This is a genomic window from Burkholderia sp. HAN2018 (assembly GCF_024704855.1).
In the GTDB taxonomy this organism is placed as follows: Bacteria; Pseudomonadota; Gammaproteobacteria; order Burkholderiales; family Burkholderiaceae; genus Burkholderia; species Burkholderia cepacia.
In genome coordinates this window covers 40,317-54,535 of sequence record NZ_QOBB01000031.1, presented here as the reverse complement: position 1 = coordinate 54,535, position 14,219 = coordinate 40,317, and the positions used below count along the sequence as shown (strand labels likewise).

At 64.3% G+C, this 14,219-nt stretch carries 14 protein-coding genes and 1 pseudogene; 13 read left to right on the top strand and 2 right to left on the bottom strand.

Annotation, left to right across the window (positions count from 1 at the left end):
- From DPV74_RS10790 to DPV74_RS10750, 9 genes and pseudogenes are all read left to right on the top strand, one after another.
- The coding region (locus DPV74_RS10790; protein ID WP_205571905.1) for a laccase domain-containing protein at positions 1–372 on the top strand (372 nt) is incomplete at its 5' end.
- A gap of 359 nt (positions 373–731) precedes the next feature.
- Positions 732–2,597 carry an alpha/beta hydrolase gene (locus tag DPV74_RS10785; protein WP_027787250.1) on the top strand — a complete coding sequence of 622 codons (1,866 nt, stop codon included), beginning with the start codon at positions 732–734 and terminating at the stop codon, positions 2,595–2,597.
- 99 nt (positions 2,598–2,696) lie between these two features.
- On the top strand, positions 2,697–3,878 hold the full coding sequence (locus DPV74_RS10780; protein WP_119337131.1) for an acetyl-CoA C-acetyltransferase: 1,182 nt from the start codon (positions 2,697–2,699) through the stop codon (positions 3,876–3,878).
- Between the two features lie 134 nt (positions 3,879–4,012).
- A complete protein-coding gene (locus tag DPV74_RS10775) occupies positions 4,013–4,753 on the top strand; it encodes a 3-ketoacyl-ACP reductase (RefSeq protein WP_006491801.1) in 741 nt (246 codons plus the stop codon).
- Positions 4,754–4,872: 119 nt separating this feature from the next.
- Positions 4,873–5,439 carry a polyhydroxyalkanoate synthesis repressor PhaR gene (phaR, locus tag DPV74_RS10770; RefSeq protein WP_006485265.1) on the top strand — a complete coding sequence of 189 codons (567 nt, stop codon included), beginning with the start codon at positions 4,873–4,875 and terminating at the stop codon, positions 5,437–5,439.
- Between the two features lie 469 nt (positions 5,440–5,908).
- A pseudogene (locus tag DPV74_RS10765) lies at positions 5,909–6,076 on the top strand (hypothetical protein); the annotation flags it as partial.
- A gap of 9 nt (positions 6,077–6,085) precedes the next feature.
- Positions 6,086–6,703 carry a hypothetical protein gene (locus tag DPV74_RS10760; protein ID WP_240439956.1) on the top strand — a complete coding sequence of 206 codons (618 nt, stop codon included), beginning with the start codon at positions 6,086–6,088 and terminating at the stop codon, positions 6,701–6,703.
- A gap of 209 nt (positions 6,704–6,912) precedes the next feature.
- Positions 6,913–7,953, top strand: a complete 1,041-nt coding sequence (locus tag DPV74_RS10755) for an FAD-binding oxidoreductase (protein WP_162923013.1) — start codon at positions 6,913–6,915, stop codon at positions 7,951–7,953.
- Positions 7,954–8,172: 219 nt separating this feature from the next.
- On the top strand, positions 8,173–8,652 hold the full coding sequence (locus DPV74_RS10750) for a dihydrofolate reductase family protein (protein ID WP_240439955.1): 480 nt from the start codon (positions 8,173–8,175) through the stop codon (positions 8,650–8,652).
- A gap of 95 nt (positions 8,653–8,747) precedes the next feature.
- Here the strand turns inward: DPV74_RS10750 and DPV74_RS10745 are convergent, their stop codons facing one another.
- Both DPV74_RS10745 and DPV74_RS10740 read right to left on the bottom strand, forming a co-directional pair.
- Positions 8,748–9,002, bottom strand: a complete 255-nt coding sequence (locus DPV74_RS10745; protein WP_060068411.1) for a hypothetical protein — start codon at positions 9,000–9,002, stop codon at positions 8,748–8,750.
- A 663-nt stretch (positions 9,003–9,665) separates the two neighbouring features.
- The gene (locus DPV74_RS10740) at positions 9,666–10,460 is read right to left on the bottom strand and encodes a hypothetical protein (RefSeq protein ID WP_124918538.1); all 795 of its coding nucleotides are present in this window, start codon (positions 10,458–10,460) and stop codon (positions 9,666–9,668) included.
- Between the two features lie 342 nt (positions 10,461–10,802).
- On the opposite strand from DPV74_RS10740, the gene DPV74_RS10735 reads away from it, so the two are divergent.
- The 4 genes from DPV74_RS10735 to DPV74_RS10720 all read left to right on the top strand — a co-directional run bounded on the left by DPV74_RS10735 (position 10,803) and on the right by DPV74_RS10720 (position 14,129).
- The gene (locus DPV74_RS10735; RefSeq protein WP_119337128.1) at positions 10,803–11,051 is read left to right on the top strand and encodes a hypothetical protein; all 249 of its coding nucleotides are present in this window, start codon (positions 10,803–10,805) and stop codon (positions 11,049–11,051) included.
- 153 nt (positions 11,052–11,204) lie between these two features.
- Positions 11,205–12,566: a 30S ribosomal protein S12 methylthiotransferase RimO gene (gene rimO / locus DPV74_RS10730; RefSeq protein ID WP_119337127.1), complete on the top strand. Its 1,362-nt coding sequence runs from the start codon at positions 11,205–11,207 to the stop codon at positions 12,564–12,566.
- Positions 12,567–12,569: 3 nt separating this feature from the next.
- The gene (locus tag DPV74_RS10725; protein ID WP_119337126.1) at positions 12,570–13,496 is read left to right on the top strand and encodes a sugar kinase; all 927 of its coding nucleotides are present in this window, start codon (positions 12,570–12,572) and stop codon (positions 13,494–13,496) included.
- A 90-nt stretch (positions 13,497–13,586) separates the two neighbouring features.
- A complete protein-coding gene (locus tag DPV74_RS10720; protein ID WP_119337125.1) occupies positions 13,587–14,129 on the top strand; it encodes a hypothetical protein in 543 nt (180 codons plus the stop codon).
- Positions 14,130–14,219 lie beyond the last annotated feature (90 nt).

Sequence of the window (14,219 nt, the reverse complement as noted above, 5' to 3'; positions counted from 1 at the left end):
ATCGTCGAACAGACGGCGGCGCGGGTCGCGGCACTCGCGGGCGGTGCGACGGACGCGCTTCATGCTTACCTCGGGCCGGCGATCGGCCCGCGGGCGTTCGAGGTCGGCGCCGACGTGCGTGATGCGTTTCTCGACACGGCCCCGCAGTCGGAGCATGATGAAACCCGGCTTGCGTTCGTCGCGATCGATGGCGCGCCCGGCAAGTTCCTGGCCGATCTCTACGCGCTCGCGCGCTTGCGTCTTGCGCGTGCGGGCGTGGCGCACGTGAGCGGCGGGACGGCCTGCACGGTCACCGAACAGGCGCGCTTCTATTCGTACCGGCGCGACCGCGTGACGGGCCGCATGGCGGCGGCGATCTGGCTGGCGGATTGACGGGATGCGCATGGGCGCGGGATTTGTCGCGCTGCAAAATCGGGTTATCTCGATTTTGCGGCGGCCATGCCGCGTTACATGCGCGGCTGAATGAAAAATGCGAAGTCAAGTCAATCAAAATGTTTTATGTTTCGCCGGAACCCTTGTCCCGCCTGTTGCGCGAGGATTATCTCCGTGCGGAATTGTTCAGCGGTTTGATATGGCGCTTCACATGGGGAAAACGATAATGATAAAAATACCGCACTGCGGCAGAATCTGGAGACGCCTCTCCAGAGCATGACGGCCCGGCTCGCTGCCGGCATGCCGCCCGCGAGCAGGATTTCACGACAGACGCTCACGAATCACCGGTAAGGCAGGTAATGACAGCATCGAAAAAATCGTCGACGTCCGCTCAGGCGGGCACTTCCACGGGCAGCATTGGTTTCGATCCGGCCGCCCAGCCGATGCAGCAGATGTTCGAGTCGTGGTTGAACGCGTGGCGCGGTTTTGCGGATCCGGCACGTGCCGCGACTGCGTCGGCCACCGTGAATCCGTTCGCGACATTCCAGTTTCCGACATCGTTTCCGTTCCAGGTGCCGTCGATGCCCGATTTCGGCGCGATGGCGTCGCCGTTCGCCGGGCTGAAGCTGCCGGCCGCCGCGATTCCCCCCGAGCGGCTTCAGGCGTTGCAGGCCGACTACGCGCGCGATTGCATGGCGCTGATGCAGCAGGCCGCCGCCGCGAAGCTCGAGTCGCCCGAACTGAAGGACCGCCGCTTCAGCGGCGATGCATGGAAGGCGTCGCCGGCGCATGCGTTCGCGGCGGCCTGGTATCTGCTCAACGCGCGCTATCTGCAGGAACTGGCCGACGCGCTTCAGACCGATCCGAAGACGCGCGAGCGCATTCGTTTCACGGTCCAGCAGTGGACGGCCGCCGCCGCGCCGAGCAACTTCCTCGCACTCAATCCCGACGCACAGAAATCGATTCTCGAGACGCAGGGCGAAAGCCTGCGGCAGGGGATGATGAACCTGCTCGGCGACCTGCAGCGCGGCAAGATTTCGCAGACCGACGAATCGCAGTTCGTGGTCGGCAAGAACCTCGGGTGTACTGAAGGTGCGGTCGTCTACGAGAACGACCTGATCCAGCTGATCCAGTACACGCCGAAGACGGACAAGGTGTTCGAGCGGCCGCTCCTGATCGTCCCGCCGTGCATCAACAAGTTCTACATCCTCGACCTGCAGCCCGAGAATTCGCTCGTCGCGCATGCGCTGTCGAACGGCCATCAGGTGTTCCTCGTGTCGTGGCGCAACGCGGACGCATCGGTCGCGCACAAGACGTGGGACGACTACATGAACGAAGGGCTGCTCGCGGCGATCGACGCCGTGCAGCAGGTGAGCGGCCGCGAGCAGATCAACACGCTCGGCTTCTGCGTCGGCGGCACGATGCTCGCGACCGCGCTCGCGGTGCTCGCCGCGCGCGGCGAACATCCGGTCGCGTCGATGACGCTGCTCACCGCGATGCTCGACTTCAGCGACACCGGCATCCTCGACGTGTTCGTCGACGAGGCGCACGTGCAGATGCGCGAGCAGACCATCGGCGGCAAGAACGGCACGCAGCCGGGGCTGATGCGCGGCGTCGAGTTCGCGAACACGTTCTCGTTCCTGCGACCGAACGACCTCGTGTGGAACTACGTCGTCGACAACTACCTGAAGGGCCGCACGCCGGCGCCGTTCGACCTGTTGTACTGGAACGGCGATTCGACGAGCCTGCCGGGCCCGATGTACGCGTGGTACCTGCGCAATACCTATCTCGAGAACAAGCTGCGCGAGCCGGGCGCGTTGACCGTGTGCGGCGAATCGGTCGACCTGACACTGATCGACGTGCCGACCTTCATCTACGGCTCGCGCGAGGATCACATCGTGCCGTGGCAGACGGCCTATGCATCGACGTCGATCCTGTCGGGCCCGCTGAAGTTCGTGCTCGGCGCGTCGGGGCACATCGCGGGCGTGATCAATCCGCCGGCGAAGAAGAAGCGCAGCTACTGGATCAACGACAGCGACCTGCCCGAATCGGCGGACGACTGGTTTGCCGGTGCGACCGAGCACCCGGGAAGCTGGTGGACGACCTGGGTCGAGTGGCTCGACCAGTACGGCGGCCGCAAGGTGGCGCCGCCTGCCCAGCCCGGTTCCGCACAGTTCCCGGTGATCGAGCCGGCGCCGGGCCGGTACGTATTGCAGCGCGATTGACGAAAGACGGACAGCGGCGCACGCTGTCCGATGCACCGCAGTTTTTTTAACAGGGCCGGTAGCGATGCGCCGTGTCGTGCGGGCCTGGAGGAAAGGGAAATGACGGACGTAGTGATCGTATCGGCCGCGCGGACCGCGGTCGGCAAATTCGGCGGTTCGCTTGCGAAGATTGCGGCGCCCGAACTGGGCGCGACGGTGATCCGCGCGGTGCTGGAGCGCGCGGGCGTGAAGCCCGAGCAGGTGAGCGAAGTGATCATGGGCCAGGTGCTGACGGCCGGCTCGGGCCAGAACCCGGCGCGGCAGTCGCTGATCAAGGCCGGGCTGCCGACGGCAGTGCCGGGGATGACGATCAACAAGGTGTGCGGCTCGGGCCTGAAGGCCGTGATGCTGGCAGCAAACGCGATCGTCGCGGGCGACGCGGACATCGTGATCGCGGGCGGCCAGGAGAACATGAGCGCGTCGCCGCACGTGCTGCCGGGCTCGCGTGACGGCTTCCGGATGGGCGATGCGAAGCTGGTCGACACGATGATCGTCGACGGCCTGTGGGACGTGTACAACCAGTACCACATGGGCATCACGGCGGAGAACGTCGCGAAGGAATACGGGATCACGCGCGAGGAGCAGGATGCGTTCGCGGCGCTGTCGCAGAACAAGGCGGAAGCCGCGCAGAAGGCGGGCCGCTTCGCCGACGAGATCGTGCCGGTGTCGATCCCGCAACGTAAGGGCGAGCCGCTGCAGTTCGCGACCGACGAATTCGTGCGTCACGGCGTGACGGCGGAGTCGCTGGCGGGGCTGAAGCCGGCGTTCTCGAAGGACGGCTCGGTGACGGCGGCGAACGCGTCGGGGCTGAACGACGGCGCGGCGGCGGTGCTGGTGATGTCGGCGCAGAAGGCCGCGGCGCTGGGTCTGACACCGCTGGCGAAGATCAAGGCCTACGCGAACGCGGGTGTCGATCCGAGCGTGATGGGGATGGGCCCGGTGCCGGCGTCGCGCCGGTGCCTGGAGCGCGCGGGCTGGACGCCGGGCGACCTGGACCTGATGGAGATCAACGAGGCGTTCGCGGCGCAGGCGCTGGCGGTGCACAAGCAGATGGGCTGGGACACGTCGAAGGTGAACGTGAACGGCGGGGCGATCGCGATCGGTCACCCGATCGGTGCATCGGGCTGCCGGATCCTGGTGACGCTGCTGCACGAAATGCAGAAACGCGACGCGAAGCGCGGGCTGGCGTCGCTGTGCATCGGCGGCGGGATGGGCGTTGCGCTCGCGGTCGAGCGTCCGTAACCGGTCGTCCGTAACCGGCCGTTCGCCACCGGCGAACCGAATCCGTGCGCCGGCCGATTGCGGCTTCGGCCGGCGTCACGTGAAGTCAGAGGGGGCTCCGGCAGCTCTCGAAACCAAAAAATGGAGTGAGATTTATGTCTCAGCGAATTGCGTACGTAACGGGCGGGATGGGCGGCATCGGCACCAGCATCTGCCAGCGCCTGTCGAAAGACGGCTTCAAGGTGGTCGCAGGATGTGGCCCGAACTCGCCGCGCCGGGTGAAATGGCTCGAGGACCAGAAGGCGCTCGGGTACGATTTCATCGCGTCGGAAGGCAACGTCGGCGACTGGGACTCGACCAAGGAAGCGTTCGACAAGGTCAAGGCTGAAGTCGGCGAGATCGACGTGCTCGTCAACAACGCGGGTATCACGCGCGACGTCGTGTTCCGCAAGATGACGCACGAAGACTGGACCGCCGTGATCGACACCAACCTGACGAGCCTGTTCAACGTGACGAAGCAGGTGATCGACGGGATGGTCGAACGCGGCTGGGGCCGAATCATCAACATTTCGTCGGTGAACGGCCAGAAAGGGCAATTCGGCCAGACCAACTATTCGACCGCGAAGGCCGGTATCCACGGCTTCACGATGTCGCTCGCACAGGAAGTCGCGACGAAGGGCGTGACGGTCAACACCGTGTCGCCGGGCTACATCGGCACCGACATGGTGAAGGCGATCCGCCCGGACGTGCTCGAGAAGATCGTCGCGACGATCCCGGTGCGGCGTCTCGGCGGGCCGGAGGAAATCGGTTCGATCGTCGCGTGGCTCGCGTCGAACGATTCCGGTTTCGCGACCGGCGCCGACTTCTCGCTGAACGGCGGCCTGCACATGGGCTGAGCGTCCGCGCTGCGCGGGCCGGGTGGCCGCGCAGCCGGGCGTATTCCGAAGGCCCCCGCCTCCCGGATTCGGGCGGCGGGGATTCGTCACTTCCGCTACGCTGCACTCAAAGGCGTTACATGACTACTACAAAGAAGACGGCCGAACGGCTCATCAAGAAGTACCCGAACCGTCGGCTCTACGATACAGAGACAAGCACGTACATTACGCTGACCGACGTGAAGCAACTCGTGCTGGAGCAGGAGGACTTCAAGGTCGTCGACGCGAAATCCAACGAAGACCTGACGCGCAGCATCCTGCTGCAGATCATCCTCGAAGAGGAAAGCGGCGGCGTGCCGATGTTCTCGTCGTCGATGCTGTCGCAGATCATCCGTTTCTACGGACATGCGATGCAGGGCATGATGGGGACGTACCTGGAAAAGAACATCCAGGCGTTCATCGACATCCAGAACAAGCTCGCGGATCAGTCGAAGAACCTGTACGAAGGCAATGCGATGAATCCGGAAGTCTGGTCGCAGTTCATGAACATGCAGGCGCCGATGATGCAAGGGATGATGACCAGCTACATCGAGCAGTCGAAGAACATGTTCGTGCAGATGCAGGAGCAGATGCAGAACCAGGCGAAGTCGATGTTCAGCACGTTCCCGTTCAAGCAGCCGGGCGCGTCGGAGCCGGAGAAGAAGTAACGGTTTCGCGGCAGGCCGACCGCGGCGGGCAAACCGTCGGGCGTCGGTGCCGCGAAGCAAAGCGGTGCGGGTCGGCCGATCGTGCATTCGGGCGCGACGATGTGCGGCCGCCGCCAGCAGGATCATTTCGCCGACGGTCGTTCATGACCGTCGGTACCGAATGCGCGCCGGGTTCGGGCGTGCATGACCGTCGTCCAGTCGATCGAGATCCAGTCACCAGTGAAGGAACGCCGGGGCGCACCGCGCCGGACGGTGTGCGTCCGTGCAGGCGCGCGTACCATGAGCGGCGCTGCAAGGTGAAGCATGGAGGCTGCCTTTGGCGACATGCGATACCGGCGCGCGGGCACGACAGGCTGTGACGGGCGATGCCCCACCGATGCGGTGCGACCAAGAAAAAACCGACTGAGAGAGAGCATGCGAGGGATTCGAATGGCATCGGCCGGCCGGCCGGCTGGCGGGTCTTGCTTCGATGTTCATGATGAGCGCCGGCATGGCACTACCGGCCTTTGCGATGGATTGCGCGAAAGCGGTGCAGTCGATCGAGAAGCGCATCTGTACGAACTCCGTGCTGCGCGCGGCCGACGCGCGCATGAATTCGGCGTACTCGGGCGCACTGAAGGCCGCGCCGGACACGACGATCCGCGACATGCTGGTGCGCGGCCAGCGCCGCTGGATCGACGCACGCAACAACCGTCTCGACGCCGATTACGAAGGCCGTCCGCTGGCCGTCGACGAAGTGCGCAAGGCCATCGATCGGCGCGCCGCCGTGCTGGCCGATCGATCGGACAAAGGGTTGATCGCGCGTGCGCTGGCCGAGCGCAAGTGGCTCGCGAATTACACGGGCGGCCCGCTCACCGGTTTCGATGCAAACTGCGATTTCATTCCCGACGATGCAAGTGGCGCGCACGTTTCCTATGCGTGTTTCGGTGCTGTCCATGTGCAGCATCGTGCACGGGTCTGCAGCCAGAGCGAGGACTGGGCGACCGGTGCGGTTTATCAGTACCGATCGGTGAGCGCGGCAGACGGCGGGAAGGTTCGCCCCGTGGCATTTTGCGAAACACAGGCGCATGAGAATGCGTGCGACAACGGTGGAGCGCAATCGGCTTGGATACGCGCAGGGGCGGCCGGTGGCGATAACCACGCGTCAGCGCCCGTAGCCGGGTTGCCGCAACTCGATGCGGAAATGTGGCCGATCGGCGATGGCGACGATGTGGTGTGGTTCGACCGATGCTTGAAGGCGGCGGCGTTTCCGGACATGCGATGAAGTGTCGAGCCCGGTGTTTGAGTAAGGCCCGCCTCGGCGGGCTTTTCTGTATCGTCCGCCCGCCTCAAGTGCCGCGGATATCGATCGATTGTTTGTTTGCCGGGCGCGAGAGGACGACGCGATTCGCGATGATGGGCGGCAGGCAACCGCACAGCGGCGAAGAGCGGCGAACGGTATAGTCGGAACCCCGCGACTTCCGAATGTCACTCATGGGAATCAACCATCTGCGCGTCGTCGTGGTCGGCGGAGGCATCGTCGGCGCGTCCATCGCGTGGCATCTTGCGCGATCGGGCGCGCAGGTGACGCTGCTGGAAAAGCAGCCGGCGGCCGCGGGCGGCGCAACTCACTGGTCGTTCGGCTGGGTGGGCACCGGTAGCGCGCTTCCTTCTGAAAACCCGTCCGGATTTTCCCGCACGCTCGGCGCGCTCCCGGAGTTCGCCCGGCTGGCGCGTGAACTGGGCCCGTTGCCGGTGACGACGCGCGGGGCGCTTGTCTGGCTGGACACGGATGCGCAGACCGCCGCATTGATCGACGAGCAGCGCGCGGCGGGCGTGCAAATGGAGGCGCTGGGACGTCGAGACGTGGCCCGGATGGAGCCGCGTCTTGCGCGACTTCCCGAGTTGATCGCATGGGCACCGGACGATTTCGTGGTCGAGCCGATCGACTTGACGCATCGGTTGCTGGCCGGCGCACAAACCGCCGGTGCGCGGATCCGGTGCGGTTGCGCAGTTGAAGCGGTCGAAACGCACAATGGGCGCGCTGTCGGTGTAAATACCGCGCACGGGCACGTGCCGGCGGAGGTCGTCGTCCTGGCGAACGCTGCTTCCGCGGTTGCAATCGCCGCAGGCCTGGGCATGTCATTGCCCGTTCGCGAGGAGCCGGCCGTCTTGATGCGCTTCGCGGCCGAGCCGGGGCTCATCAGCCACTTGCTCTACGGGCAGGACCTCGAAGTGCGCGTCGGCCCGTCGGGTAGCCTGCTGTCGGCTGCGGATCCTCCGGAAGAGGGGGGCGACGGTCTTGCCGCGCTTGCTGCACGTACGGCGGCGGACATTTCGGCATTGTTTGCCGATCCGCCGACCCTCACGCCCCTCTCGGCGAAATCGGCGCTTCGGCCGATGACGAACGACGGTGCGCCGATCAACGGGTTCTTGCCGGATGTTGCAGGCGTCTATGCCGTTGTTGGCCATCCTGGCGTGATTCTGGCTCCTCAGCTTGGCCGATTGGCCGCGCACGCGATCGTGGGTGCGTAATTCGATGCCCGAGCGCCGGGCTGCGATCGATCGGACGACGGGCGATGCCTGCCGCATGCGAGCGAACGCCGTAGCCGCAAACGAAGACGTCCTGCCACCGTATCGGCAGCGCACGTCGATCATGGATATACTCGGCATCCTTGCATTTTCGAAAGGATGTCTGTACTCGCCCTCGGGGCAGCGTGTTTCTCGCCCTCAGTCTCGATGGATTCATCGCGGGTGAAAAACGGCGATCTGTCGTGGCTGGAGGCGTTTTCGTCGGACTCGCCGGATGAAACCGGCTATACGTCGCTGATGAACGACATCGACGTGATCGTGATGGGGCGCAACACGTACGACACGGTGATTGCGTTTGACCCATGGCCCTATGCCGGCAAGCGGATGGTGGTCATGACCCGTCGGGAACTGGCTTCGCGCCACGGCGAAGAACCGTTCGACGGTGCGCTCACGACACTGCTTGGCAGGCTGGCGGAGCAAGGCCATCGTCACGTTTACCTAGACGGCGGCATGACGGCGCGGGAAGGTATCGCGGCCGGGGTCGTCGACAGCATCACGCTCAGCTGGGTGCCGATCGTACTCGGGAAGGGGATTCCGCCGTTCGGCAGTGACCTGCCGCAGACGCTGCTGCAACTCGACGATACGAAGCGGTTGCCGAGCGGGTTGATGCAGGCCCGGTATGTACCTGCCAGGCAGGATTGATGCGGGTGGTGATGCTGAACGCAGCGCCGAGGCAGGCGCTGCGTGGTCGTCGGTTCAGGCTGGTGTAATGCGTGTAACGCGTCTCTCGTGGTCCGTCAGTGCGCCGGGTCGAAATCCGGCTCGCCATCCGACGGAGGAAGGTCGAGCACCAGCTTGACGGCGCTGTAGTTCGCCTTGAGCGAAAACACGCGGCCAATCACGAGAAACGTCTGGCGCGAATTCTCGAGTTCGACGAAGTCGCCCGGTTGCGGTACGTGCGCGCCCTGGTCGTACGAAAAGCTGGTGCTGGTCTGCTCGCCGATGGCTTCGGCTGCGTGCTCGGTGAATTCGATCGTGATGTGGGTGGTCATGCGAACCCCGTTGGTCGATTGAAAAGGATGGACGCCTGGATTTTCGCATAGCGGCCGGCTGCGCCCGGGGCGATTTTTGTGCGGTACGTGGCATCGATGGAGTGCGAGGGTGCGCTTGCGGACGTCGCTGGCTGGACTACGTGCGTCGCTGATTGTGCGTGGCGTGAAGGCGCGTGGACGAATGTGCAGCCTGGTCAGCAAGCGATCTCCGACATACGTGTTCGCTCAATCGAAGTGGGCACGCGTCATGCGGTCCGCAAGCTGCAGTTCGCGGCACCAAGGTGGTAATTGTCGGATCCTATTCGTAATAGCCGCGAAACTTCTGCATTTCCCCAGCGGCCTCTAGCGCACGCAAGGCTGACCTGAGCCGATTCTCGTGGCCACGGGGCAAGTGAATTCTCTTTTCTCCTAGAGGTGAGGAGAACTCAGTGAAGAGGCGATTTACCAACGAACAAGTCAGCCGGATCTTGCGCGAGATGGCCGAGAGCCGGAGCGAGCCGGTGAAGGATCTATGCAAACGCCCGGCGGACGGTCGCGCTCATGATCGGGCCATCCGTGGCCGTTCTCCAAGATTGAAGTGGCCCGAAGAAACCAGGCAGATCCATTCGGCTTGATTCTTCATATGCCCGTGATTGGGGTGCGAGGGCGTGAGATTCCCCCGCATTACACCGGGATGTGAATCTCTACCTCTCCGTCGAACCCGTTGGGCTGTGCCGGCCTGGCGAGAAAGGGTGGCAGCGTGCCCTGCACGCGGCCGCCGGCCGTATAGCCCGGCGGGAGCGTCGGTGTCTTCACTGGCGAGTTCTGGATCCTGAATGGCAGTACTGCTACAGGGCTTAAGGTCCCGCTGGTCACTTGTTCCTTGGCCTTCTTTCGAACGTCTTCTTGTGAAAGGGTGGATTTCGGTTTATCCAAGCTTACGGCGCGCCAGGTAAGCTTGATGAAGTTGGGGGCGTACGAGTACAAGTCCGTCTGGGCTATTTGATGGGAAAGCGGTTCGACGGCGCATTGTGCGCAGTAGTACACGCCGATCCAGCGCGTGCTGCTATCGTCGCTACGACCATTGTCCCAGCTCAGGCTGGCTGTCAGGAAATTTCGAATAAATGTCTCGACGGTCTCATGATTCGAGTTGCCGATCTTCGTAAATGGCGCGAGGTTCTTCCAGTCGGTATTACCGCCCATGCCTTGATTTATCAAGTGTGCGCGGATCCACGTATCGGTTTTGCGTGGAGGTGTCCCGTCATAATGATAGGTATTCTCGTTGAACGGTTCGGGCGGCCAGGTATTGCTCGGAGGTTTCCCATTCCATGGGTATCCATCGGGCATCTTCCCCGACTGATTGTAGAAGTCTGGACCAATTAGGCCGATTGCCCAACTGGCACCGAATGCGCGCCCGGCCACGTACACCGCCTGATTACCGTACTCTTCTCGCACAAGTGGAAAGAACGTGTCTTTCATCCAGTCTTTTCGAGGCCTCGAGCCTGATGTAGTGTAAAGAAGCGACGTCATTCATAGTCTCCATAAGGTATGAGAGACGCTCATGCTTTGGAGCGAGCGATCCCGTACAGACCTGGAACCGGAACATGCACCCGACAGAGGTCGCGGCCCTGGCAATTGCCATTGGATGCCCGGAAATCGCGTGGTTTCGTCGATACATCTCGGATGTCAGGTTTCCGTCAGTAACTCCGATGCCGGTGACGTGAAACTTAAACGCCACGCGCAATGAAAATAATCTCCCTCGTGCGGTAGATCCATTACACGTGATTACACGGCTTCGTCATCCGGAAGCAGTGTGGGTAAATGGAAATTCCGAGCCTCGATCAGTTCGACTCGCAATGCGAAAGGCATAACGAAAACGGCGCCGAAGTGGCGTGGTTTCATGTGGAGGCCGGTTTCGACAACACGCGAAGATGCCTGCGGCCTATCAGGAAACTGCGATATGCGATACGAACGAATCGCGACATCCCGCACAGCGCGCAAGAAAAACTGGGGCGCGCCCTGCCGCACATGGTGCTGACGGCACGCCGACAGCCCTTCGTCACGAAGTGATAGGGACGCATCAAGCGCCATATTCGCTGTCGGCCGCCCGCCGCGCCGCATGCTCTAGCTGTCGATCGACGTTACCGTCGGCTACTTGTTTTGGCTCGCCGCCCCTAAATCGCTGTAAACTCACGCTTTTGCTGCCACGCCCCCACATTCCAGATGTCCCAATCCCCCAAAGTAGGGTTCGTTTCGCTTGGTTGCCCGAAAGCCCTCGTCGATTCCGAACAGATCATCACGCAACTGCGTGCCGAAGGTTATGAAATCTCCGGCACCTACGACGGCGCCGACCTCGTCGTCGTGAACACCTGCGGCTTCATCGACGAAGCCGTGCAGGAAAGCCTCGACGCGATCGGCGAAGCGCTGACCGAGAACGGCAAGGTGATCGTCACCGGCTGTCTCGGCGCGAAGTCGAGCGCCAGCGGCTCGAACCTGATCGAGGAAGTCCATCCGAAGGTGCTCGCCGTCACCGGCCCGCACGCGGTGGGCGAAGTGATGCAGGCCGTGCATTCGCACCTGCCGAAGCCGCACGACCCGTTCACCGACCTCGTGCCGGCGGCCGGCATCAAGCTCACGCCGCGCCACTACGCGTACCTGAAGATCTCCGAGGGCTGCAACCACCGCTGCACGTTCTGCATCATCCCGTCGATGCGCGGCGACCTCGTGTCGCGCCCGGTCGCCGAAGTGATGCTGGAAGCCGAGAACCTCTTCAAGTCGGGCGTGAAGGAACTGCTCGTGATCTCGCAGGACACGAGCGCGTACGGCGTCGACGTGAAGTACCGCACGGGCTTCTGGAACGGCAAGCCGATCAAGACACGCATGACCGACCTGGTCGCCGCGCTCGGCGAACTCGCGGCACAGTACGGCGCATGGGTGCGCCTGCACTACGTGTACCCGTACCCGAGCGTCGACGAAGTGATTCCGCTGATGGCCGAAGGTTCGTTCAAGGGCCACGTGCTGCCGTATCTCGACGTGCCGTTCCAGCACGCGCATCCGGAAGTGCTGAAGCGCATGAAGCGTCCGGCGAACGCCGAGAAGGTGCTCGAGCGCGTGCAGAAGTGGCGCGAGATCTGCCCGGACCTGACGATCCGCAGCACGTTCATCGCGGGCTTCCCCGGCGAGACGGAAGAGCAGTTCGAAACGCTGCTCGACTTCATCCGCGAGGCGGAACTCGATCGCGTCGGCTGCTTCGCGTATTCGCCGGTCGAAGGCGCGACGGCAAACGAACTCGACGGCGCGCTGCCGGATGAGGTTCGCGAGGAGCGTCGCGCACGCTTCATGGAAGTCGCCGAGGAAGTGTCGGCGAACCGCATTCAGCGCAAGGTCGGCAAGACCCTCAAGGTGCTGATCGACGAAGTCAGCGAGGAAGGCGGGATCGGCCGCACGGCGGCCGATGCGCCGGAGATCGACGGCGTCGTCTATGTCGAGCCGGCGGCGAAGGCCTCGAAGCGCTACAAGGTCGGCGATTTCGTGTCCGTGAAGATCACGGGCGCCGACGGCCACGATCTGTGGGGCGAGGTCTAAGCGGTGGCCGCCGTATTCCCGGAGATCCTCGCGCTCGGCGAAGCGATGATCGAATTCAACCAGTCGCAGCCGGGCCGGCCTGAATTCCTGCAGGGCTTCGGCGGCGACACGTCGAACTTCTGCATCGCGGCGGCGCGCCAGGGCGCGTCGACGGGCTTCGTGTCGGCGATCGGCGACGATCCGTTCGGCCGGCTGCTGGCCGACATGTGGCGCGCGGAATGCGTCGACACGACGTACGTGCGGATCGATCGCACGGCGCCGACCGGCGTGTATTTCGTCACGCACGGCGCCGACGGCCACCAGTTCGACTATCTGCGCGCGGGCTCGGCGGCGAGCCGCTATGCGGCGGGCGACCTGCCGCTCGACGCACTGGCCGCCGCGAAGGCCGTGCACCTGTCGGGCATCAGCCTCGCGATCAGCACGGCCGCGTGCGACGCCGCGTTCGCGGCGATCGACCACGCGCGCCGCAACGGTGCGAAGGTCAGCTTCGACACGAACCTGCGCCTGAAGCTGTGGCCGCTGCCGCGCGCCCGCGCGGTGATGCGCGAGGCGCTGCGCCAGACGGATATCTGCCTGCCCAGCTGGGACGACGTGACGGCAATCACGGGCGCGAACGATCGCGACGCGATCGTCGACGCGATGCTCGAACACGGGCCGCAGGTCGTTGCGCTGAAGCTCGGCAAGGAAGGTGCCTACGTGGCGACGCCGAACGAGCGGCGCGTCGTGCCGGGCTTCGCGGTCGAGGCCGTCGACGCGACGGGCGCGGGCGACTGCTTCGGCGGTGCCTTCGTCGCGCGGATCGTCGCGGGCGACGATCCGTTCGCGGCGGCGCGTTATGCGAACGCCGCGGCGGCATTGTCGACGACGGGCTACGGCGCGGTCGCGCCGATTCCGCAGCGCGAGGCGGTGGAGCGCCTGATGCAAGGCTGATGCGCAATACGCGCGCCGGCCGCGGCTTCGTATGACGGCCAGCGCATCGCCGCAATTTACGAGCGAATCTGAAGCAAGGAGCAACACAAGGTGGGTCGATATTCGCAATGGCAACGGGCGCTCGTCGTCGCGGGCGCGCTGGCGGCGGGCATGGCGATGCCGGGCGTGGTCGCGGCGCAGGCTGTCGCGCCGGGCGTGCAGCAGGACGAACCGGCACCGGCGCGGCCGCTGAAGCCGAATCCGGAGTTTGCCCGCCTGCCGCGCTACGAAGGCATGCTCGGCGACCGGCCGATCGTCGTGCATCTCGGCCCGAAGACGGACGAGGAAGGCGTGCACGGCGAATACCAGTTCGCCGATACGGGTGAGGTCGTACTGCTCGCGGGCGATCGCGACGGCGACACGCTTGAAATCGAGGAATCGAACGACGGCACGAACATCACGGGCGTGTGGATCGGCCGCTTCGACGCGACGGGCACCCTGAAGGCCGACCGGATGAACTCGGACGAGTCGGATCCGCAACCCGTCGTGCTGCGTCTCGCGCCGGGCAAGCGCGCGGCGCTGCAGGTGCGCGACGGCCGCGTGCAGGAAATCGAGACGGTGGGCGGCGTCGTCAATCTGCGCACCGACAACTGAACCCGCGCTGGCTCGGCGCGCGCGGCGCGCATTGTACCGGGCCAATCGTGCCGATTTTGGCTAATCTGGCGACTTATTCCGCAACCGAAC

Coding starts and splice junctions, on each gene's coding strand:
- DPV74_RS10785 (WP_027787250.1), top strand. CDS start 732: ATGACAGCATCGAAAAAATCGTCGACGTCCGCTCAGGCGGGCACTTCC.
- DPV74_RS10780 (WP_119337131.1), top strand. CDS start 2,697: ATGACGGACGTAGTGATCGTATCGGCCGCGCGGACCGCGGTCGGCAAA.
- DPV74_RS10775 (WP_006491801.1), top strand. CDS start 4,013: ATGTCTCAGCGAATTGCGTACGTAACGGGCGGGATGGGCGGCATCGGC.
- phaR (WP_006485265.1), top strand. CDS start 4,873: ATGACTACTACAAAGAAGACGGCCGAACGGCTCATCAAGAAGTACCCG.
- DPV74_RS10760 (WP_240439956.1), top strand. CDS start 6,086: ATGCTGGTGCGCGGCCAGCGCCGCTGGATCGACGCACGCAACAACCGT.
- DPV74_RS10755 (WP_162923013.1), top strand. CDS start 6,913: ATGGGAATCAACCATCTGCGCGTCGTCGTGGTCGGCGGAGGCATCGTC.
- DPV74_RS10745 (WP_060068411.1), bottom strand. CDS start 9,002: ATGACCACCCACATCACGATCGAATTCACCGAGCACGCAGCCGAAGCC.
- DPV74_RS10740 (WP_124918538.1), bottom strand. CDS start 10,460: ATGAAAGACACGTTCTTTCCACTTGTGCGAGAAGAGTACGGTAATCAG.
- DPV74_RS10735 (WP_119337128.1), top strand. CDS start 10,803: ATGGAAATTCCGAGCCTCGATCAGTTCGACTCGCAATGCGAAAGGCAT.
- rimO (WP_119337127.1), top strand. CDS start 11,205: ATGTCCCAATCCCCCAAAGTAGGGTTCGTTTCGCTTGGTTGCCCGAAA.